This window comes from Chimaeribacter californicus, assembly GCF_002858675.1.
Taxonomy (GTDB): domain Bacteria; phylum Pseudomonadota; class Gammaproteobacteria; order Enterobacterales; family Enterobacteriaceae; genus Chimaeribacter; species Chimaeribacter californicus.
Window position 1 is genome coordinate 149,648 of the sequence record NZ_PJZF01000005.1, and the last position, 21,031, is coordinate 170,678.

At 55.4% G+C, this 21,031-nt stretch carries 23 protein-coding genes and 1 riboswitch; of the genes, 7 read left to right on the forward strand and 16 right to left on the reverse strand.

Annotation, left to right across the window (positions count from 1 at the left end):
* The first annotated feature begins 2 nt into the window (after positions 1-2).
* Both CYR55_RS08410 and CYR55_RS08415 read left to right on the forward strand, forming a co-directional pair.
* Positions 3-1,046: a Zn-dependent oxidoreductase gene (locus CYR55_RS08410; protein WP_101815791.1), complete on the forward strand. Its 1,044-nt coding sequence runs from the start codon at positions 3-5 to the stop codon at positions 1,044-1,046.
* A 68-nt stretch (positions 1,047-1,114) separates the two neighbouring features.
* Positions 1,115-2,401: an MFS transporter gene (locus tag CYR55_RS08415; RefSeq protein ID WP_101815700.1), complete on the forward strand. Its 1,287-nt coding sequence runs from the start codon at positions 1,115-1,117 to the stop codon at positions 2,399-2,401.
* Between the two features lie 69 nt (positions 2,402-2,470).
* Here CYR55_RS08415 and CYR55_RS08420 read toward each other — a convergent pair whose 3' ends face one another.
* The 11 genes from CYR55_RS08420 to gatZ form a co-directional block, all read right to left on the reverse strand.
* Positions 2,471-3,568, reverse strand: coding sequence for an NADH:flavin oxidoreductase/NADH oxidase (locus CYR55_RS08420; protein WP_101815701.1), 1,098 nt, complete (start codon positions 3,566-3,568; stop codon positions 2,471-2,473).
* 182 nt (positions 3,569-3,750) lie between these two features.
* Positions 3,751-3,903, reverse strand: coding sequence for a DUF2474 domain-containing protein (locus CYR55_RS08425; RefSeq protein ID WP_101815702.1), 153 nt, complete (start codon positions 3,901-3,903; stop codon positions 3,751-3,753).
* 35 nt (positions 3,904-3,938) lie between these two features.
* The gene (gene cydB, locus CYR55_RS08430) at positions 3,939-4,946 is read right to left on the reverse strand and encodes a cytochrome d ubiquinol oxidase subunit II (RefSeq protein WP_101815703.1); all 1,008 of its coding nucleotides are present in this window, start codon (positions 4,944-4,946) and stop codon (positions 3,939-3,941) included.
* Position 4,947: 1 nt separating this feature from the next.
* Positions 4,948-6,372 (reverse strand): cytochrome ubiquinol oxidase subunit I, encoded by a 1,425-nt coding sequence (locus tag CYR55_RS08435; protein WP_101815704.1) that lies wholly within the window; start codon positions 6,370-6,372, stop codon positions 4,948-4,950.
* 418 nt (positions 6,373-6,790) lie between these two features.
* Positions 6,791-7,669, reverse strand: a complete 879-nt coding sequence (locus tag CYR55_RS08440; RefSeq protein ID WP_101815705.1) for a LysR family transcriptional regulator — start codon at positions 7,667-7,669, stop codon at positions 6,791-6,793.
* 670 nt (positions 7,670-8,339) lie between these two features.
* On the reverse strand, positions 8,340-9,194 hold the full coding sequence (locus CYR55_RS08445) for a tagatose bisphosphate family class II aldolase (protein WP_101815706.1): 855 nt from the start codon (positions 9,192-9,194) through the stop codon (positions 8,340-8,342).
* Between the two features lie 60 nt (positions 9,195-9,254).
* Positions 9,255-10,304, reverse strand: coding sequence for a galactitol-1-phosphate 5-dehydrogenase (gene gatD, locus CYR55_RS08450; protein ID WP_101815707.1), 1,050 nt, complete (start codon positions 10,302-10,304; stop codon positions 9,255-9,257).
* A gap of 47 nt (positions 10,305-10,351) precedes the next feature.
* Entirely contained in the window at positions 10,352-11,728 is a 1,377-nt protein-coding gene (locus tag CYR55_RS08455) for a PTS galactitol transporter subunit IIC (RefSeq protein WP_101815708.1), read from the reverse strand.
* 5 nt (positions 11,729-11,733) lie between these two features.
* A complete protein-coding gene (gene gatB / locus CYR55_RS08460; RefSeq protein WP_101815709.1) occupies positions 11,734-12,018 on the reverse strand; it encodes a PTS galactitol transporter subunit IIB in 285 nt (94 codons plus the stop codon).
* Positions 12,019-12,044: 26 nt separating this feature from the next.
* The gene (gene gatA / locus CYR55_RS08465) at positions 12,045-12,515 is read right to left on the reverse strand and encodes a PTS galactitol transporter subunit IIA (RefSeq protein ID WP_101815710.1); all 471 of its coding nucleotides are present in this window, start codon (positions 12,513-12,515) and stop codon (positions 12,045-12,047) included.
* Entirely contained in the window at positions 12,502-13,803 is a 1,302-nt protein-coding gene (gene gatZ / locus CYR55_RS08470; RefSeq protein WP_101815711.1) for a tagatose-bisphosphate aldolase subunit GatZ, read from the reverse strand. The genes gatA and gatZ overlap by 14 nt, the downstream gene beginning before the upstream one ends.
* Positions 13,804-13,876: 73 nt before the next feature.
* Here gatZ and CYR55_RS08475 point away from each other — a divergent pair, with 73 nt between their 5' ends.
* Both CYR55_RS08475 and CYR55_RS08480 read left to right on the forward strand, forming a co-directional pair.
* Positions 13,877-14,200 carry a hypothetical protein gene (locus CYR55_RS08475; protein WP_165699549.1) on the forward strand — a complete coding sequence of 108 codons (324 nt, stop codon included), beginning with the start codon at positions 13,877-13,879 and terminating at the stop codon, positions 14,198-14,200.
* On the forward strand, positions 14,187-14,978 hold the full coding sequence (locus CYR55_RS08480; RefSeq protein ID WP_101815713.1) for a DeoR/GlpR family DNA-binding transcription regulator: 792 nt from the start codon (positions 14,187-14,189) through the stop codon (positions 14,976-14,978). The genes CYR55_RS08475 and CYR55_RS08480 overlap by 14 nt, the downstream gene beginning before the upstream one ends.
* 42 nt (positions 14,979-15,020) lie before the next feature.
* On the opposite strand, the gene CYR55_RS08485 is transcribed toward CYR55_RS08480, so the two are convergent.
* Together CYR55_RS08485 and CYR55_RS23530 are read right to left on the reverse strand one after the other, a co-directional pair.
* Complete coding sequence (locus CYR55_RS08485) at positions 15,021-15,347, reverse strand: hypothetical protein (protein WP_101815714.1); 327 nt, start codon at positions 15,345-15,347, stop codon at positions 15,021-15,023.
* 419 nt (positions 15,348-15,766) lie between these two features.
* Positions 15,767-15,919: a hypothetical protein gene (locus CYR55_RS23530; protein WP_165699550.1), complete on the reverse strand. Its 153-nt coding sequence runs from the start codon at positions 15,917-15,919 to the stop codon at positions 15,767-15,769.
* A gap of 785 nt (positions 15,920-16,704) precedes the next feature.
* Between CYR55_RS23530 and cspE the strand changes: the two genes are divergently transcribed.
* Positions 16,705-16,914 carry a transcription antiterminator/RNA stability regulator CspE gene (gene cspE, locus CYR55_RS08490; RefSeq protein ID WP_146000969.1) on the forward strand — a complete coding sequence of 70 codons (210 nt, stop codon included), beginning with the start codon at positions 16,705-16,707 and terminating at the stop codon, positions 16,912-16,914.
* A 59-nt stretch (positions 16,915-16,973) separates the two neighbouring features.
* Here cspE and CYR55_RS08495 read toward each other — a convergent pair whose 3' ends face one another.
* From CYR55_RS08495 to crcB, 3 genes are all read right to left on the reverse strand, one after another.
* Complete coding sequence (locus CYR55_RS08495; protein WP_101815716.1) at positions 16,974-18,164, reverse strand: multidrug effflux MFS transporter; 1,191 nt, start codon at positions 18,162-18,164, stop codon at positions 16,974-16,976.
* Entirely contained in the window at positions 18,161-18,763 is a 603-nt protein-coding gene (locus CYR55_RS08500; protein WP_101815717.1) for a TetR/AcrR family transcriptional regulator, read from the reverse strand. The genes CYR55_RS08495 and CYR55_RS08500 overlap by 4 nt, the downstream gene beginning before the upstream one ends.
* A gap of 396 nt (positions 18,764-19,159) precedes the next feature.
* Entirely contained in the window at positions 19,160-19,543 is a 384-nt protein-coding gene (crcB, locus tag CYR55_RS08505) for a fluoride efflux transporter CrcB (RefSeq protein ID WP_101815718.1), read from the reverse strand.
* A 65-nt stretch (positions 19,544-19,608) separates the two neighbouring features.
* A riboswitch (Fluoride riboswitch) is annotated at positions 19,609-19,669 on the reverse strand.
* Positions 19,670-19,809: 140 nt separating this feature from the next.
* Here crcB and CYR55_RS08510 point away from each other — a divergent pair.
* Complete coding sequence (locus CYR55_RS08510; protein WP_101815719.1) at positions 19,810-20,613, forward strand: deaminated glutathione amidase; 804 nt, start codon at positions 19,810-19,812, stop codon at positions 20,611-20,613.
* Between the two features lie 116 nt (positions 20,614-20,729).
* Complete coding sequence (gene tatE, locus CYR55_RS08515; RefSeq protein WP_101815720.1) at positions 20,730-20,933, forward strand: twin-arginine translocase subunit TatE; 204 nt, start codon at positions 20,730-20,732, stop codon at positions 20,931-20,933.
* Positions 20,934-21,031: the final 98 nt, after the last annotated feature.

The following is a 21,031-nucleotide window of genomic DNA, read 5'->3' on the forward strand; positions in this document are numbered from 1 at the left end:
TCATGAAAAGTGTTGTCATCCAACAGCCGGAACAGCTGGTGATTGAGGAACGGCCGCTGCCGGAGCCGCAGGCGGGCGAGGTGCGGGTCCGGGTAGTGAGTGCCGGCATCTGTGGCTCGGACGTGCACATCTTCCGCGGCCATAATCCGTTTGCGAAATACCCGCGCGTGATCGGCCATGAGTTTTTCGGCCTGATTGATGCAGCCGGTGAGGGCGTTGACCCGGCGCGCCTCGGCGAGCGGGTGGTTGTCGACCCGGTGGTGAGCTGCGGCCACTGCTACCCCTGTTCGGTGGGCCGCCCCAACGTCTGTACCTCGTTGCAGGTGATTGGCGTACACCGGGACGGCGGCTTCAGCGAGTATGCCTGCGCCCCGGCCGGGAATGCCTACCGCGTGCCGGACAGCATCCCCGATCGCGAGGCGACGATGATCGAACCCTTCAGCATCGCGGCCAATATCTGTGCGCAACTGCACCCCACGCCGCAGGATGTGGCGCTGGTTTACGGCGCGGGGCCGATGGGGCTGACGGTGATTCAGGTGCTGCGCGGCGTGTACGGGGTGAAACAGATTATCGTCACCGATCGCATCCCGGAACGGCTGGCAATGGCGCAGGAGAACGGGGCAGACCTGACGATCCATAACGGGGAAACCGATCTGGCTGCTGCGCTTCAGGCCCAGGCGATCCGCCCGACGCTGATTGTGGATGCTGCCTGCCACCCGTCGATTCTGCCGGAGGCGATTACGCTGGCCTCCCCGGCGGCGCGCATCGGCATCATGGGGTTTTCTGCCGAGCCGTGCACCATCAACCAACAGGCAATTACCGGCAAAGAGCTGTCGATCTTCAGTTCCCGCCTGAACAGCGTGCGCTTCCCGCAGGTGATTAGCTGGATGACGGAGCAGCGCATCCGGCCGGAGAAGCTGATTACCCATGCGTTTCCGCTCAACCATGTTACCGATGCCCTGACGCTGTTTGAACAAAACCAAAAAACCTGCTGCAAGGTGCTGCTGACGTTCAGCGACCCGCACCTGAGACAGGTGCCTGCATAAGAAAAACGGCGGCCACGTATCCAGCCGCCAATGCACCCCTTACCCTGCAAAGACTGCGTGGAGTACTTATGTTTAAGAACTTACGTTGGACCATCGTGTTTCTGCTGTTCCTGGTTTATATGATCAACTACCTCGACCGGGTGGCGTTATCCATTACCCTGCCGATGATTGAGCAGGATCTCACCCTGAACGCCGAACAGTTCGGCATCATTTTCGGCAGCTTTTTCTTTGGCTACGCGCTGTTTAACTTTATCGGCGGGCTGGCGGTGGACAAATTTGGCCCGATGCTGGTGCTCGGCGTGGCGGTGGGGCTGTGGTCAATCTTCTGCGGCATGACGGCGCTGGCCTCCGGCTTCTATTCAATGCTGATCCTGCGCGTGCTGTTCGGCATGGCGGAAGGGCCGATCTGCTCCTCGGCCAATAAGATGATTAACGGCTGGTTCCCGCGTAAACAGGCCGCAACCGCGATGGGGCTGCTGAGTGCCGGTTCACCGTTAGGCGGTGCCGTGGCCGGGCCGATTGTAGGCTACCTGGCGCTGGCCTTTGGCTGGCGGCCGGCTTTTATGATCATCTGTGCGGTGGGCATCGTCTGGATGCTGGTCTGGTTCTTTGTGGTGGCGGACTCGCCGGAGAAAAGCCGCCGTGCCGGTGAGCAGGAGCGCGCGTTGATCCGCGAGCTGAAAGCGGCCGACCAGGGCAGTGAAGAGGCGAACCAGCAGCCGGGCCATTCGCTGATGTTCTACCTGCGCCAGCCGATTATCCTGGTCACGGCGTTCGCCTTCTTCTGCTACAACTACATCCTGTTCTTCTTCCTGAGCTGGTTCCCCTCCTATCTGGTGCAGGCGCACGGGTTGAATATCAAAGAGATGAGCATCACCACCATGATCCCGTGGATTGTTGGTTTCGTCGGGCTGGCGCTGGGCGGCATCATCTCGGATGCGATTTTCCGCCTCACCGGTAAGTTGCTGCTGTCGCGCAAAATCGTGCTGGTGGTCTGCTTGCTGGCCGCGGCGGCCTGCGTGGCGCTGGCGGGTACTGTCAGCCAGGTGGTACCGGCGGTGCTGCTGATGTCAGTGTCGATCTTCTTCCTGTATGTCACCGGCTCTATCTACTGGGCGATTATTCAGGATGTGGTGCACACCTCACGCATCGGCGGGGCCAGCGGCTTTATTCACCTGATTGGCAGCGTCTCCGGCATCATCGGCCCGGTGGTGACCGGCTATATCGTCCAGAATACCGGCAAGTTCGACAGCGCCTTTATTCTGGCCGGGGCAGTGGCTGCGCTGGGTGCGGTGCTGGTGCTGTTTGTGGTGCGCCCGTCACGGGCAACCACCACACCCGCCGCCAGCCACTAACTCTGTTCTCATAAAAAAAACAGCGTGCCGCAAAAAGGGCACGCTGTTTTTTTGGCGAAAGAAAAAACATTATTCGCCGCGATAACGTTCCAGCCAGTGGGCGTAAGGCGGCGGCATCACCCAGGAGGGGTTTTCAATACCGAGGCGGCGGGCCGCCATGTAAGGCCAGTGCGGGTCAGCCAGCATCGGCCGTGCCAGCATTACCATATCCAGCTGGCCGTCACGGATCATCGCATCGGCCTCTTCCGGTTTGCTGATGTTCCAGCTGGTGGCGCAGGGCAGGCCGGTTTCCTCTCGCACTCTGGCGGTGAGATCCGCCAGCATGTTCGCGCCCCACGGGATGTTGGCTTCCGGCGTGGAGAACCCCATGCTGACGTCAATGAAATCCAGCCCCGCCTCTTTGAATTTCTTGATCAGAGCGATGGCGTCGGCGGTGGTTTCCTCGTCGCGCCCGTCAAACTCGATCACCCCGAAACGGGCGGTGAGCGGCAGGTGTGCCGGCCAGACCTGCCGCACCGCTTCCAGCGTCTCCAGCAGGAAACGCCCGCGCTTCTCTGCACTGCTGCCATACTCATCACTGCGCTGGTTGGAATGCGCGGAGAAAAAGCTCTGGCCTAAATAGCCGTGGGCAAAGTGCAGCACCAGCCACTCAAAGCCGGCATCCCGGGCGCGGGCAGCGGCGCTGACGAAATCCGCTTTCACCCGGCCGATATCCTCCTGCGTCATCTCTTGCGGCACTTTTTGCAGGTTGGCCCCAAACGGCAGGGCAGAGGGGGCCAGCGTCTTCCAGCCGCGCGGGTCATCTTCTGCGATATGGTCATCCCCCTCCCAGGGGCGGTTGGCACTCGCCTTGCGCCCGGCATGGGCAATCTGGATACCCGCTACCGCCCCGGCGGCTTTGATGTCACGCACAATCGGCACCAGCCGCTGTGCCTGCTCATCATTCCAGATGCCGAGGTCAGCCGGGGTAATGCGCCCCTCCGGCGACACTGCCGTGGCCTCCACCACCACCAGCCCGGCACCGCCGCGCGCCAGTGAGGCGTAATGCGGCCCGTGCCAGTCGGTGACCAGCCCATCTTCCGCCATGTACTGGCACATCGGTGATACGGCGATGCGGTTGCGCAGCGTCAGCCCTTTCAGGGAAAAAGGTGAAAAGAGTGAACTCATGGTGTCTCCTGGTTGCGGTAAGGAAAACGGTTGCGGTAAGGAAAACGCGCCCGGCGGGCGGAGAGATCAGTGTAATGGTTAACGGGGGGCTTTGCGTAAGGGGAGGGGGCAATAAAAAAGCCATCTCCGGGGAGATGGCTTCGGGGTGTCAGCGTAAACGTATCCGCTATGGGGTCAGGTGCTTAGTGGGAGCGCATACCGGCGGCGGTCATCATAAACCGGAACACCGTCGCCACGCAGCCCAGCGCCAGCACGCTGCCCGCATAAATCGCGACCAGCCACAGCACGCGTTTCCACAGCGGGGAAGGTGCCTGAGTATGGGTATTCTCAATCATCTTTTCTTCCTCAGTTATGCCAACAGGGTATGTCATCAGTGGTAGTGTTCATCCGGGGTGATCTTCCCGCGGAACACGTAGTAGCTCCAGAAGGTGTAGGCCAGAATGATCGGGATGATCAGCAGGCCGCCGACCAGCATGAAGCCCTGGCTCTGCGGCGGGGACGCCGCCTGCCAGATGCTGATGCTCGGCGGGATAATGTTCGGCCAGATGCTGATACCCAGGCCGGTGAAGCCCAGGAACACCAGCGCCAGCGTCAGCAGGAACGGCGAGTAGTGCGCGTGGCGTTTCACGCTGCGCAGCAGGCCCCAGGCCGCCGCTACCACCAGTACCGGTACCGGCAGGAAGTAGAACAGGTTCGGCAGGGTGAACCAGCGGGCCGCGATCGCACCGTGCTGCAGCGGGGTCCAGGCACTTAGTACCGCAATGGCCAGCAGCAGCAGGATAACCAGCGGTTTCGCCAGCGCAGACATTTTACGGTGCAGCGCGTGGTCGGTTTTCATAATCAGCCAGGTGCAGCCCAGCAGCGCATAAGCGATAACCAGACCAACGCCGCAGAACACGGTGAACGGCGTCAGCCAGTCCATCGCGCCGCCGGCAAAGGTACGGCCTTCTACCGGGAAGCCGTTGATGAACGCACCGACCACCATGCCCTGGCTGAAGGTGGCGATGATGGAGCCGGCGATGAAGGACTTGTCCCAGAACGCACGGTGCCCTTCAGTCGCTTTGAAGCGGAACTCAAACGCTACGCCGCGGAAGATCAGGCCAATCAGCATGATGGTCAGCGGAATGGCGAGGGCATCAGCAATCACGGCATAGGCCAGCGGGAAAGCGCCATACAGCGCCGCGCCGCCCAGCACCAGCCAGGTTTCATTGCCGTCCCAGACCGGGGCGACGGTGTTAACCATCATGTCACGCTCAACGGCATCTTTGTTGAACGGGAACAGCAGGCCAATCCCCAGGTCAAAGCCGTCCATCACGATATACATCAGCGTGGAGAAGACGATGATGGTGAACCAGATAATAGAAAGATCGATACCCACGTTATTTACCCTCTTCCGATTGGTTTAACGGTTCTTTCACCGCAGAGAGCGGACGGGCAGGGGTATGTTTCGTCCCCGGGCCGCCTTCCGGCGTATGGCTGCCTTCACCCATCTCCGGGCCTTTCTTGATCAGGTGGAACAGGTAGGTGTAACCCACGCCGAACACCGAGGAGTAGACCACGATAAAGGCGATCAGGCTGATGCTCATCTGCAGGTCGCCATGTGCCGACACCGCGTCTTTGGTGCGCAGCAGGCCATATACCACCCACGGCTGGCGGCCAATCTCAGTGGTAAACCAGCCTGCCAGAATTGCGATCAGGCCAGACGGGCCCATCAGCAGGGTGAACCACAGGAAAGCGCGCGAGGTGTAGAGGCGATCTTTAAACCGCAGCCACAGGCTGATTAAGCCCATCAGCACCATCAGCATGCCGAGGCCGGCCATCACGCGGAACGACCAGAACACAATGGTGGAGTTCGGGCGGTCTTCTTTCGGGAAGGACTTCAGCGCCGGGACTTGATCATGCAGGCTGTGCGTCAGGATCAAACTGCCGAGATACGGGATCTCCAGCGCATATTTAGTCTTTTCCTGTTCCATATCCGGAATACCGAACAGGATCAGCGGCGTCGGTTCATTCGGCGGGTTTTCCCAGTGGCCTTCAATCGCGGCAATTTTTGCCGGCTGATGGTGCAGGGTATTCAGGCCGTGCATGTCACCCAGCATCGCCTGAATCGGCGAAACAATCAGCGCCATCCACAATGCCATGGAGAACATCTTACGGATGGCCGGGGTGTCATGTTTGCGCAGCAGGTGCCAGGCAGCGGACGCGCCCACAAAGAAGGCGCTGGCCAGGAAGGCGGCGGTGGCCATGTGCATCAGGCGGAACGGGAATGACGGGTTAAAGACGATCGCCATCCAGTCAACCGGGATCACCATGCCGTCTTTCAGCGCAAAGCCTTGCGGGGTCTGCATCCAGCTGTTGGACGCCAGGATCCAGAAGGTAGAGATGATGGTACCGAGTGCAACCATGCAGGTGGCAAAGAAGTGCAGGCCACGGCCTACGCGGTTCCAGCCAAACAGCATGACGCCGAGGAAGCCGGCTTCGAGGAAGAAGGCGGTCAGCACTTCATAAGTCAGCAGCGGGCCGGTGATACTGCCGGCAAACTGGGAGAAACCGCTCCAGTTGGTACCGAACTGATACGCCATTACCAGGCCGGACACGACGCCCATACCAAAGTTTACGGCAAAAATTTTCGACCAGAAGTGGTAAAGATCGCGGTAGACCTCGTTCTTTGACTTCAGCCACAGCCCTTCCAGCACAGCCAGGAAACTGGCCAGCCCGATAGTGATAGCCGGGAAAATAATATGGAAGGAGACAGTAAAGGCGAACTGTATCCTGGCGAGATGAAAGGCGTCTAATCCAAACATTGCTTACCTCGATCTAGCATAGCATCCTCGTTTATTTTTTATTTACCAGCAATTAACAGGTGAGCTACATTTTTGTGCGGTTCAGATAATTAACTGCGGATTTCTTTCCTTCTTTGATCACAAAATCAAAGCGGGTGAAAGGACAAGCACAATAATATTGATCTGCGTCATGGCGGTTACGATTATTGATATGAATTGTTTCTGATGGAGGTTATTTAGACTTTGTTTCAATGTTGCGGATTTATCGGTTAATGATAATGAGATGTGAAAATGGTGTATTTTATGTGGCTATATTGGAATAAAAATCAAAATTCCCCATTAGCATAATTGACTGTGATTTTTGCATACTGCGGGGTGAAATGTTGCCCTAATCCCTTAGGGCGGGGCGCAGATTAGCAGGAAAACGGGAAGCCGTGCGTCAGGAGGTGAACAGGCTGCGGGTAAAATCGATAAAATTGATCACCGTGGGCGAGCGCTCCCACTTACGATAAATGATATTGATTTCTGAAGGAATTGCCGGTGCCGCCAGCGGGCGATACACCACTTCCGGCAGGAAAACCGTATTGGATAATACATCCGGCACTATGGCCACCCCCTCATTAAACGAGACGCGGGAGAGCACATCCACCAGGCTGCCCGGGCTTTCGCTTTTTTTAACCTTAAAGCCTCCCCGCCGTGCGACTTCAATGGTGCCGTGCGGCTGCTCAGGAATAATAAATTTTTCATTACGCAGCTCAAAAGGTTCAACCGGTTGCTGGCGGGCCGCCAGCGGATGCGCCGCAGGCAGCGCGACGCAAAATATATCCTGCTGAATATGCAGGCTTTTTATGTCATCCGGCAGGCGTATTGGGCTACGGATAAAGGCAATATCCAGCTTTCCTTCACTGACCATTACCGGCAATTCGTTCATGGGGTATTCGCGCGGGGTAATGGTGACGTTAAGGTTCTGCTTTCTGAATTGCGACAATAACTTACTTAAAATGCCTGACCAGAGCGCTGAACTGACGTAGCCCAATCCCAGATGCCCCACTTCCCCCCGGCTGGCTAACCGGCCAATCTCCCTGGCCCGTTCTGCCTGGGCCAGGGTCGCGTTGGCCTCAACCAGAAACAGGGCACCGGCCTGAGTCAGGCTGACACTGCGCTTGGTGCGGGTAAATAACTCGACGCCAATCGACTCTTCCAATTGCTTGATCTGCACTGAAAGGGTAGGTGCAGCGATGCCGAGTTTCTCTGCCGCAGCGCCAAAATGCAGCTTTTCTGCCAGCACCACGAAGTAGTGAAGATGCCTGAGTTCCATGTGTTACCTATAATTAGCTTTTACCTAATAGTATCTAAAAAAATCCGCATGAGCAGTAACTAAAAGTTTTCACAGCATGAAAAATATTGTTACATAGGTGCTTAATATATAACCGACCAGAAATTACGTGCGATAATGCGGGTCAATCACGCCATAGAAATAGCGCCAGGCTTAAGGCACAAAAAGAAAGGCGGATCGGGCCGGGTTATTATTCAGCCGGTCTGCCCGGGGCACGTTATAAGGGTTTACCCGCCGTGCCGGCCCTGCGCTATTTGTAACAGGACAGCAGGTTGGTAATAGCAATAATTCTCATTTGAGTAAAATAAGCAAATATCTCTGCTTTTCCCTCCGCATTTTTGCTGCTTACTTCTTGATGATTACCCCCGCCTATTTATTACCGCCTGTATCTATTACCTTCTTCCGGAGTACACCTTGTCAGTGACACGTATTCTTCGTGGCACGCACAACCTGACGTGATAATTATTAGTTACAACGTACTAATAAAGGAACATCTTTATCGCTTCTACATTGTGCACCTAAGCAAGCAGCGGTTTGCTGGGCAAGTAGCCATCAAAACAGAAACGGCGCTTTTGTATGGGTAGAGTAGGTAGCATAACCGTGTCAGGCTGTTACGGAGGCATAATCCGCCCCCGTACCACTGCACCAAACATCAGAGTTTGTCTGCGCTGCCGCACATCAGGATCTTCTCTTCGACCACCTTACGCATGGCGTCTTTACCGGGCTGAATGTAATGACGCGGGTCGTTGGCCTCAGGATGGTCGCCGAAATAGGCTTTTACCGCATCAGCAAACGCAATCTTGAGTTCTGTCGCCACGTTAACTTTGCAGATGCCGGAGGCGATGGCATGTTTCACCATGGCGTCAGGTAACCCGGACGCCCCATGCAACACCAGCGGGGTGTCGGTGTGAGCGCGGATCTGCGTCAGCCGGGCAAAATCAAGCTGCGGTTCGCCGTCATACAGCCCATGTGCAGAACCAATTGCCACCGCCAGCGAATCGATACCGGTTCTGCTGATAAAGCCTGCCACGCTGAGCGGATCGGTAAAGAAGCTCTCTTTTTCTGACACTGACAGATCATCTTCCTGGCCGCCCAGCCGGCCCAGTTCTGCCTCAACGCTGGCATCATAGCGGTGGCAGAACTGCACCACCGCCGCCACCTGGACGATGTTTTGCTCAAACGGGGCGTGGGAGGCATCCATCATCACTGAGCGGACACCGGCACAGACTTTGCGCGCGATGTCAGCAGGGTCGTCATGGTGATCAAGATGTAACGCCAGCGGGCGTTGGGTGGTGCGCGCTGCCTGGCGGCAAATTGAGACCAGATAGTCCACGCCGGCATAATTAAACGTGCCGGGGGTGCCTGCCAGAATCACCGGCGACCCCATGCGGGCCGCGGTGTCAGCCACCACCTGTATGGTTTCCAGGTTATGGATATTAAAAGCGGGTACCGCGTAGCCTTCACGTTGTGCTTTACGCAGCATTTCCCGGGTTGATATCAGATACATACTCTTTTCTCAGCAAAGCCGCAGCTACCCCGCTTATGCGCCGGAGAGCTGCCGGCAAGTTTATTGGGCAGTAAAGTTAAGCAGCAGTTTTCCCTGCATCGGCCGGCCCTGCAGGGCGCTGACTTCTTTGGCAAACTGCGGGGCATCACCGATATGGGCAATCAACGGCGCCAGCGTCAGGGCACCTTTGCTGAACAGGGCTTGTGCCTGTTGCCACTCCACGCCCGGCCAGGGGGCGGAGTAGTTCATCCAACTGCCCAGCAGCGTGAGTTCTTTCCGCAGGATCTGGCCGAACACCGGCGCAGTCAGCGTCAGGTCTTTATGTAAAGTACCGATTAACGCCAGTTGCGCGCGTGGTCCGGCAATCTCGATTGCCAGGGCGATGGTTTGCGGGGTGCCTGCCGTTTCAAGGATTAGCTGGTCAAAGCGCTGTTCATGCAGTTGTGCGGCGATCTCCTGTGCGCTGAGTTCTGCACTGTTGAATGCCTGGGTGGCACCGCTGGTTTGTGCCTGGATCAGACGCTCTGCGTTAATGTCCAGGGCCGTGACCGAGGCCGCGCCCAGCGCCCGGGCACATTGGATAACCAATTGCCCGATAGTGCCTGCACCAATCACCACCACATGTTTGTTTTCACAACCGCCTGCCAGATGCAGCGCATGCAGGCCCACGGTGATCGGTTCGAAGAAGGCCCCCTGTAATAAAGAGGCATCTGCCGGGAGCCTGAATAGTGCCGATCGCCTGACCACGATATATTCGGCATGGCCACCTTCTGAGCGTGAGCCGATAAACTGATAGTGTTTGCACTGTGAATAGAGATGACGGCGACACTCCTCACAGGCAAAACAGGGTTGCAGCGGCACACAGGCCACGCGGTCGCCGGCCACCAGATCCGTGATGCCGTCACCGCATGTCACCACCTCACCACTGAATTCATGTCCCAACGTGATGGGGTAGTAATGGGCACCGGAGGCAAAGATACGCGGGATGTCAGAGCCGCATAGCCCGGAATAGGCGATGCGCACCAACACGTCATCCGGTTGGGTAATGCAGGGTTGCGGCCGTTCTTCTACCACCACCTCACTGTTCGCGTGAATCACAACAGATTTCATAACCAGCTCCTGAAGGGGGGCATGCGCCCCCATGAAAGTAGAGGGCATCAGACGTTTGCCGCTTTTTGCAGTGCCGCTGCCTGCGATTCTGCCCGGATAAACCCGCGGGCACGCCGCCAGGTGAGGAACACGCCCAGTGCATACATCCCCCCGATAACCAGCAGGCCCGTCAGGTTTTGCCAGGTCAGGAGTTCAATCAGCAGGTAGGTAATGGGCGAGCCGCCCTGATCCATTGACGCCACCAGCCCGCCGCCCTGTTTCAGGGTGCCGGCGTTGGCCGCCAGTTGGGTGTGCAGACCAATGGTCTGGGTCGCTATCCACAGGGTAATACTCATGATGAGGGTACCTGAGATCAGCGTACGGAACAGGTTGCCCTGATGCACCGCCACCGCAATCGCCACAAAGAAGCCGATGGTGGCCAGGTCGCCGAACGGCAACACCTGGTTCCCCGGCACCAGCACGGCGATCAGGATAGTCAGTGGGATAAAGATCAGGCTGGCGGACACCACCGAGGTATGCCCCAGCAGCAGGGCAGGGTCGAGGCCGATCAGGAACTCCTGGCCACCAAACTTCGCCTGCAGCTTCGTACGGGCATGGCGCGCAATGGGAGTCAGGCCATCCATAATCGGCTTGATGACCCGCGGCATCAGCAGCATGACGGCGGCGGTTTTCACCGCCAGTTGCAGCACGCTTTTGGCATCGTAACCGGCCAGGTAACCAATCAGCAGCCCCATCACAAAGCCCACGGTGACCGGCTCGCCAAAGGGGCCGAAACGGCGCTGTACGTCATCCGCGCTGAAATGGATTTTGTTCAGGCCGGGGATCTTGTCGATGATGGTATCAACCAGCACGGCGATCGGCCCCAGATAGGCTGAGGAGCCGTGTGGAATAGCGATCCCTTCCAGGGCGAAGTAGTCACGGGTATCTTTGGCAAACCAGTCACCCAGTTTGTAGATAAAGGCCGCATGCACTACCACGCCCAGGATCGCCAGCCAGTAAGAGCCGGTAGCGATATGAACCAGTGCGCCGGTAAAGGTCATGTGCCAGATATTCCAGATATCGACATTGACTACCCGGGTCATGCGGGTCACCAGCATCACGATGTTGACCGCAATGACAATAGGGATCGCCACCAGCGCAATTTGTGATGCCCAGGTCATTGGTGAGGACCCGGGCCAACCGATATCCACCACCTGCAGGTTAATTTCAAAATGCTCAGCCATGGCTTTGGCCGCCGGGCCGATAGAATCGAGCATTAATCCAATGACCAGCCCTATACCAACAAATCCGATGCCAATATGGAGGCCGGACTTGAACGCATCACCCAGTTTCATGCCCAGCAGCAGGGAGAACAGGATGATCACAATCGGCAACATGACCGTGGGGCCGAGATCGAGGATGTAGCGCATGATGTCGGTGAACATGGCAATTACTCCTGCAGCAGCGTCAGTATCTTCTGTTTCAGCCCGTCAATGCCGACACCGGAAACGAACGGCATACCATGCACCACCGGAATGGTGCCGAATTGACGATCCACCCTGGCAGTGGTGCAGATCAGATCCGCGCCATCCATATAGGTTTCAATTTCCGTTACCCGGCACTGCACCAGATCAAGCTGAATATGATGTTCCGCGCACAACTCTTTGATCTCTTCGGCGGCCAGGGTGGACGTCGCTACCGCACCGCCACAGGCCACAATAATTTTTCTTTTCATGAGAGAACTCCTTGCTGTTGTTGATGTTAGGACGTAGGGGAAGAGGGCAGTGAAAACAGACGCCGGCGGAACAGTTCGCCCAGCGTCTCATCCGGTGCGGCCAGGAGCGCATCCAGAAAATCGGCATCCTGTAACTGCCCAAACAGGGTGCGCAGTAAAACAAGCTGCTGCTGCGGATCCGTGACAATCAGCGCAATAATCAGCGAGACTGCGACGGTGCTCTCTTCGTCAGCCTGCTGAAAGGGGACGGGCTGTGCCGGCCGGATCAGGTAAAGACAGGGGCGGCGGGCGTGTTCCGCACCGCAGTGGGGAATAGCCACGGCATGTTGGTCCAGCGCAATACCGGTCGGGAACTGGGCTTCCCGTGCCAGCAAAGCCCCGGGGTAACTGGCATTGACCACGCCCTGGGCCAGCATCTCCCGGCCGATATGTACCAGCGCCTGCTCTGCATTTGCAAAGTGAATACCGGACGTGACAAAGAGTTCACACGGCTGCATGGGAATGCTCCTCACAGGCTGGGTGGGTGGGTGTGCAGCCCACGCGATAAGCACGCAGCACATCCTGAATTTTGTCGATTATCAGGGCATGGGGGGTGGCAGCCAGTTGACCGGCCAGCACACGCTGGAACTGTACCGGCAGATGCTGGCTGAGCAGCCCAAGCGGAATAGCCGTGTGCTGGAGATTGGCGAGCAGGGTATCCAGCGCTGCCTGGATACGGGGATGGGACCAGTAGTAACGGATGCGGTCTGACAAGCTGAAATGCAGATCAACCAGCGCCTGACTGAACGTGGGGTGATAATATTTTTTCCAATAGTGCGGTTCATCCAGCATCACGCGGTCAATGACCTCCAGGAGCTGGCTGCGTGACTCCGGGGGTGTCAGGGCGTGCTCGATGGCCGCCAGGGCAAAGATCGCCTCCCGCAGGGCGAACGTCAGCGCCGGCCCGACTTTGAGAATGGCGTAGTGATCCCGCACTAGCCGGCGGTAAGCCTGCGGCGTCTGGTAATCCGTGGAGTGCGCCTCGTACACCAGAGGCGTGGTGGTAATGTACCTGGTCAACGCCTGGGCGGCATCAGGCTGATAATGCACGACCCGGGTATGGTCAAACTCGACACCCGGTTGCACCACCAGCGCGATAATGCGGGGAATAGCCTCTTCAAGACCGGCTTGCTGAAAAGCCTGATGGTGCAGCCGGAGGGTGTCGGCGGCATCTTCCGGGGTCGTGATATGGACTTTCTCAATGGCAGTGGCTTCCCCGCCGGGTACCGGCACTTCTGTACCAATCACATACGTCAGTACCTTCCGCTGTTCTGGGGTGGCCGCCGCTTCCGCCACACGGCAGAGGCGGGCAGCGCGCTCCGCCACTACCGACGGCGGCAACGGAACCGGATCATCCGCACAGGACATGGAAGCATCCAGGTGGATCTTACTGAACCCGGCACTCACATAGGCCGCTATCATCACTTCCGCTTTTTGCATCGCGACATCGGCGGATTCATGCTGCCAGCAATTTGGGCCAAGGTGGTCACCGCCCAGGATCAGGCGCTCCACCGGGAAGCCGGTATGATGTGCCTGCGCGAGCACGGCATCACGGAAGGCGGCGGGTGTCATGCCGGTGTAGCCGCCGAATTGGTTAACCTGATTGGAGGTAGCTTCAATCAGTACTTTGCGTTGGCTGGTGAGATCAAAACGCAGTGCGGCTTCAATCACCCAGGGGTGGGCAGAGCAGACAGAACAGATGCCGATGGCCTCGCCCTGTTTATGTTGCTGGATAATCTCTTTCATTCTTAATCTCCGTTTATTTTCGAATAACAATCGGTTTATTTCGTATTGTCCGCAATCCTGCCTTTTGTAATTCGTGATGAAGATCGTAATTATTTTACGCTTTCTTTCTTTTATGCCTGGGGTTTTCGAAGCGCTTCGCAAGATTTTGGTGGGGCGCAAGGGCGTAATCAAAACACGCATGAATGGATGGCTTGTTTATATAATTCGCTTTTATATATTGATTTATATAAAAATAGTTAGCCTGATCGCCATTGCTTGTCACGTCATTGCACGCGGCAGCAGAGAGAGGATGGGAAGAGGAATGTCGGTTGATAAAATTTCTCTCCCCTTTCGGATGCTGTTTGTTTACACTGTAATGAATATGAAAAAGCGGGCTGGATATTATGAATTCTTATGAAAGACGCCATAAAATAATAGAGCTGGTGAATCAGCAGGGCAGCGTATTGGTGACTGAGCTTTCAGATGCTTTCGATGTGTCGGAAGTCACCATCCGGGCCGATCTTCGCTTGCTGGAGGAACGGGGCCTGGTACTCCGCTTTCATGGGGGCGCAGCCAGGCCGGGGGAAGCCGCAGACACCTGGCTGAATGAGGGCAGCAAAGAGGCCGTCGAGGTTATTCTTGAGGATCGTTACCGGCTGGCTAAAGATCCGAAGAAACGGATCGCCCAGGCGGCGGCGGCAATGATTAAGGCGGGGGACACGGTAATTCTCGACAGCGGCAGCACAACCATGCTGATTGCCGAGGAACTGGTAGAGCGCGCGGACATTACGATTATTACCAACAATTTACCCGCAGCCTTTGTGCTTTCGGAAAATAAAGATATCACGCTGGTGATCTGTGGCGGCACACTGCGCCATAAAACCCGGTCAATGCACGGCACGGTTGCAGAGTTCGCGTTACAGGGAATTTCTGCCAACCTGATGTTTGTTGGCGCAGATGGGCTGGATGCTGTTAACGGCATTACGACCTTTAATGAAGGGTACTCGATCAGTGCCGTGATGGCGAAAGCCGCGAAGCGGGTGATCGCCGTTACCGACGCGTCGAAATTTGGCCGCCGTGGGTTTAACCAGGTCCTTCCTCTGGCACACATTGATACGGTGATTACAGACAGCGGCCTCGGCAATGATGAACACCAGGCATTAACTCAACGTGGTATGCAGGTGGTCATCGTCTGAGGCTGACATGAGGCAAGAAGCCCCGCAGGGCTTCAGGAGAGATTAGTGTGCTGCAGGGGCCGGGGGGGCCGGCGGCAGTTCAACCACTGACACCCGGACTTCATAATGTCCGCCGCTTTTTTGGGGCATAACAGAAAGCAACTTATTCAGACCTTCGGTTGGATTGTCTGTTTGCAAGGAAGCCTGATAAAGGGGAATCATCGGCGGCGGAGGCATCTTGCCTGGGAAGTTGCCATGCGGCCCTTTGCCTTCCATCATAGAAGGGGGCGCATCAGGCGCTTTTTCTGCCGGTGCCGCCACAGCAGCGAGGCTGGATGCCGAAAGGGCCAGTGCCAGCAGGCCAGCCGCCGTTAAACAAATCTTGTTCATGATAACCTCCAATAACCGTGCAACATCGCCCGGTCCCCTATCAAACGCTTTCCTGCAAAGGCGCTCAAGGCGCTTTACGCAACCTTTTCTCTGCTAACGTAAACCTGAATATTGAGACACATTTTTAGTGTCTGGCAGGTGTTTCAAAGGGTTAATCGCTGAAAAACAACGCGTTTATGGTCTGACAGTTTTGTCATGGTTAATGCGGGAAGAAAAAAAGGGGAATTCTACTGGGGAAAACATGAAACCCAGTAATGCTCCTGTCACTGCCCTGACTGTAGGTGCACGCACGAAAAAGTGCATCCTTTTACCCAGTGTAAGCAGGCTGTTTTTTATTTTTCCCGGACAAAGGTGGTAGCACCTTTTGGGACAGGCTAAAGAGAAAGGAGCGGCCTGAACAGAAAAGTCACGCTGGCGACTTAGAAAATCTGGCAAATCAGGGCGATAACCGCGATCCAGAACACCGCACAACCACCCAGAATCAATTTCCAGGCTACAGGGCTGCTGACAGAATCGATGTTGAAAACCGGTTGCTGCTGCTGTTGCTTGATAACGTGCTGATGGCTATTCATGATGCTCGATCTCGCAATGAAATTTAGGATTAATCGTATACGATGGCGTAACGGAGCGTGAATATAAACTATACAAACTGATAATGCATTCTAAAAAATGAGATTCAAGAATGTAATTTCTTCTAAGAATAGTCCTATCCATGAATAATAGTGGTTTAGCAACCAGTGGTTTTGTCCTTCCTTTAAGTATTTAATTTTATCTTTTTGATTTTAAAGTTTTTTATTTTAAATTACTAACGGAGGGGGCAGGAAGTGACGGCGATCACATATCGTATTCGGTGGGTTCAGGTGCCTTTTTTACAAAAGAACGCACAAGGAAAGCGAGGTGCCTTTAGTAAAAATAGGTCAATAAAAATGATAAATAGAGGCAATTAAAGAAATTGTTTAAAAAGAGTTTTTTAAAAATAAATTATATAGAATCTAAATGATTAGCTTGTTATGTATTTTCTCGTTCCTTCTTACTGTGTTCCTGCCGGGTCTGGAATGCATAAATTTACCCATCTAATTGTTAATATTGAAATAATAATCATTATAAACAATAGACTGGGAGAGGAGGGCTGTTAAAGGGACGAGGAGAGGATAAAAGAGAAACATCATGCTGTTATAAATAACGACAAGAGAGAAAAGTGGCCGTCCAGTTTTTTTTGCAGTAACTGTGAGGTAAAGAAGAAATTTGCGACATTTATCGCTTTATCCGCTTCTGCCACTGGACAAACCTCCGCCTAATTGCTGTACTGTTACCCGACACACACTTTGTGTCGTTCATTCACGTAAAGGTAAGTTTGATGTCTAAGATTAAAGGTAACGTTAAGTGGTTCAATGAGTCCAAAGGCTTTGGCTTCATTACTCCTGAAGATGGCAGCAAAGATGTATTCGTACACTTCTCCGCTATCGCCAGCAATGGTTTCAAAACCCTCGCTGAAGGTCAGCGCGTAGAGTTTGAAATCACTAACGGTGCCAAAGGCCCGTCAGCCGCTAACGTTGTTGCGATCTAATCGCCCCAATTCTGAAAAAACCCGCCTCGGCGGGTTTTTTTATGTCCGGCAGATGGGAGTCACAGGCTCTGTTTACGCACCAGCATCGTAAAGCACAGAATCGCCACCAGGTAACAACCAAAGATGGTGTAAGCCATAGAGAAGGCCGAGGTACCGTGTAACCCGGTGATCGGCACACTGATGGCACCCAGGGTAAACATCGTCATGCCTATCAGGGCGGAGGCACTGCCTGCACTTTTACCTTGCGATTGCATAGCCAGGGATGATGCGTTTGGCCCCACAACTCCAATGGTAAAGACTGAGAAGAATAGTGGGATCAGGAGCATAAATAGCGGGGCATGCAGATAACCGGCAATCAGCAGCAGGAAGGAAGAGGTCGCTGCAATACAAAGACCCAGTTTAACCACTTTCAATTCCCCCCAGACCAGGCTGAGGCGGGTTGAGAGCTGAGCCGCGATGACCAACCCAATGCCGTTTAGCGCAAAGCAAAAGCTGAACATTTGTGGCGTGAGGTGATAAATCTCTTGCAGAACAAAAGGTGAGGCACCGATATAGGCAAACATGCCGGCAGTCACACACCCTTGTGTCAGGCAGAGGCCCATGAATTGCCGCTGGCGCAACAGCTGGCCAAGGTTACCCAGCAGAGAACCGGGCCCTCCCTGGGCGCGGCGTTCGGCGGGCAGTGTTTCATGCAACCGCCAACGTGTAATGACCATCAGCAGGGCCGCGATAACCGCCAGTACCACGAAAATCCCCCGCCAGTTCATGATGCTCATCAGCCCGCCACCCAGCACCGGCGCCAGAATCGGGGCCAGCCCGTTCACCAGCATCAAGAGCGCAAAAAAACGGGTCAGCTCATGTCCGGCATACAGATCGCGCGCAATAGCGCGGGACAGCACAGCGCCGCCGGCACCTGCCAGACCCTGTAACAGCCGGGCGGCAATTAACTGGTGGATGTCCGTTGCGACCGCACACCAGACCGACGCACCCAGTAGCAGCAGCAAAGAAAACAGCAGTGGCCGCATCCGGCCCAAATTGTCACTCAGAGGGCCAAAGATCAACTGCCCCAATCCAAGACCAAACAGCCCGGCCGTCAGGCTAAGCTGGGTAAGTGCGGTAGCGCTGTGTAATTCAACGGAGAGTTGCGGCAGGGCCGGCAGGTAGAGATCGGTACAAAGGGGGCCAAGTGCGGCCAGGGATCCTAAAGCCAGCGCATAACCTAAACGCTGACGGGCGATGTGTTTACTCATTTCTTTTCCGAAGCAGGTAAAATTGTTGTGAATAGCGACAAATAAAATCTATTGAGTAACGAAGGATTGGCTTTCTGATGGTTCAGCCGGCGAAACGCCGTGCCTTCACACATCACGGCCATAAATTCAACCCACACGGCGAGCTGTTCCTGGTTCAGGTCGGGCCGCAGCCCAGTCAGCATATCCATTGCCTGGCCAAACAGCCTGTCATCCGCTTCCCGCAGAATGCGGGCAACGGTAGGGTTGCGGGTGGCTTCTGCGGCCACCTCCAGCATTAATGCGTGGTCAATTTCCCGTTCTTGCGGATCACCTGCCAATAACCGGTGGGAGAGCATGGCTGCGGTCTCTTGCACATCGCCTTTTTTAAACTGCATGTGGTTCACTTTCGTTTCCACAATGCGGCGGACGATCTCTTCGATAATGGCATCTTTATTGGTGAAATAACGGTAGATCTGGCCCACGCTCAGGGCTGACATCTGGGCAATTTCTGCCATGCCGGCACCATGAAAACCATGATTACGAAAGCAAATGCGTGCAGCGGTGATAATTTGATCGCGCCGTAAACGGGCTCGCTCTTCTTTATTAAGCGGCAGGTTCATCGCATGCTCCGGGTCATCAATGGCAAGGTACTCTCATGCCGGGGCAAACTTCGCAGGCAAGTGAGAACGAACGTTCACAGCGAATTGTATGACATTAAATTACACAGGGAAATAACAAATTACCGGCAGCAGACCGGCCGGCCAGGTAGCCGTAAAGGGGGAGGACTCGCTGCCGGCGCACCAGAAAAACGGGGCTGCCGGCAATAACAGAGGGGATTACAGATGAAAATACTGGTAGAAAAAACTGACTACGACGGCCAGGCAGAACGCCAGCGTAAGGTATTCAACAGGCGTTTTTGGCAGGGTAAACATCATCAGCATCTCCGTCAGGCTCAGGAGTGGCTGATTATCCCCCGTTAAGATGAAGGAAACATTAAGGCGTTTCCTGACCGGCCATCAGCGCCCGCTGTACCAACTGACAATCAGAAAAGCCAGGCTGGTCATCAATAATGACCCGGCGAGATTAAGCAGGAGATTCAGGCCAGCCGCCGCCAGCCGCCCCTCTTGTAACTGATACACCATTTCCAGCGAGAAGGTGGAGAAGGTCGTCAGCCCGCCACAAAAGCCCGTGGTGATGAGCATTTTCCAGACCGGGTCAATCTGTGTCAGCCGGGCCAGGGTCGCAATACCCAGCCCGATGATAAAGGCCCCGACCAGATTAACGGTCAGCGTTCCGAGCGGCAGCACAGCAGAAAGCGGGTTCATTTTCATGCTGACATACCAGCGGGTGACGCTGCCCAGACCACCACCAATAAATACGGCAAGAAGAGTAGCGAACATAAAAAAACCTGTCTTAATAAAGGAAAGAGCACTTAGCAGACGCGATCCTATGAATTCGGCTAAGCAGTGACGCAGGCATCATCAACCCTGGGGCGGTCAGGGAGGAATGCCCTCTCCGTAGCGCGGCAAGAGTAGCCTATTTACACGCGGCCCGTCATCTTGCGCTATAGAAAGCACGTCAGAAAAGCATGTATTGTGCGTGATAACGATGATCTCGCCCGCACCGATACGCCGTTAACCCGCGATGCACCAGCAAGGAGTGAAACATGAAAGTTGCCCTGGGTCAGTTTGTTATCTCTTCCGAATGGCAGAGTAACGCCGAAACCTGTCAGATTTTGATGGCCCGGGCAGTGCAGGCCGGAGCCGAGTTACTGATTTTACCTGAAGCCTGCATGGCGCAGGATGGCAGCGATGCGGATGGCGTACTGCGCCTGGCCCAGCCGCTGGATGGGCCTTTCGTCAGCCAGCTGCTCACAGCAAGCCGCGGCAGTACGCTGACGACCATTGCCGGTATGCACACCCCCAGCGGCGATGGGTTGGTCTATAACGTTTTGGTGGTGGTACGCGATGGCCGGCTTATCGCGCATTACAACAAGCTCCATTTATATGATGCCTGGGAAATGAAAGAGTCGAAAAACGTTAAACCAGGGAGTGAGGTACCGCCTCTGCTGGAGGTCGCCGGTTTCAACGTGGGGCTGATGACCTGTTACGATCTGCGGTTCCCGGATATGGCCCGGCGTCTGGTGATGGACGGTGCAGACGTGCTGGTGGTGCCTTCTGCCTGGGTGAAAGGTCCGCTGAAAGAAAAGCATTGGGAGGTGCTGGCCACGGCCCGCGCGCTGGAAAATACCAGTTACCTGATCGGGGTAAGTGCCTGTGGCGGGCGCAATATCGGGAATAGTCTGGTGATTGATCCCATGGGCATGGCGATTGCCCATGCGGCAGAGGAGCCCGCGCTGATTTTTGCAGAGCTGGATAAAACCCGCTTAGCGCAGGTGCGCCACGCGTTACCGGTTCTGGAGAACCAGCGTTTTGCCAGGCCGCAACTGCGTAATGAGCAAGACGCCTGAAAAAAATCTTACTCTGTTACATATTGTCATTGAGTTGACGCCCAGAATAACAGTAAATGAGCCATCGCTGTTTTCTGCTGATTCATGCAGCATGTTAGATAAACGAGAAGGTGTGTATGGAAGGTATCAGTATTACGAAATTGTTGGTGGTGGGCGTTCTTATTGTGCTGCTGTTCGGCACCAGTAAACTGCGTACTTTGGGCGGCGATCTGGGTGCAGCGTTGAAAGGCTTCAAAAAGGCCATGAGTGACGATACTGCGCCGGCAAAAGCCACCGCTGAAGAGAGCACCACCGCACCGCGTGTAGAAAACAAAGACTGACATTCCCCGCCGGGCGTTATGACGGCAGTTGTGTAATAGCACTGGGTAATGAATAAAAAAACGGATGCTCGCGAGAACATCCGTTTTTAGTGCGTCCG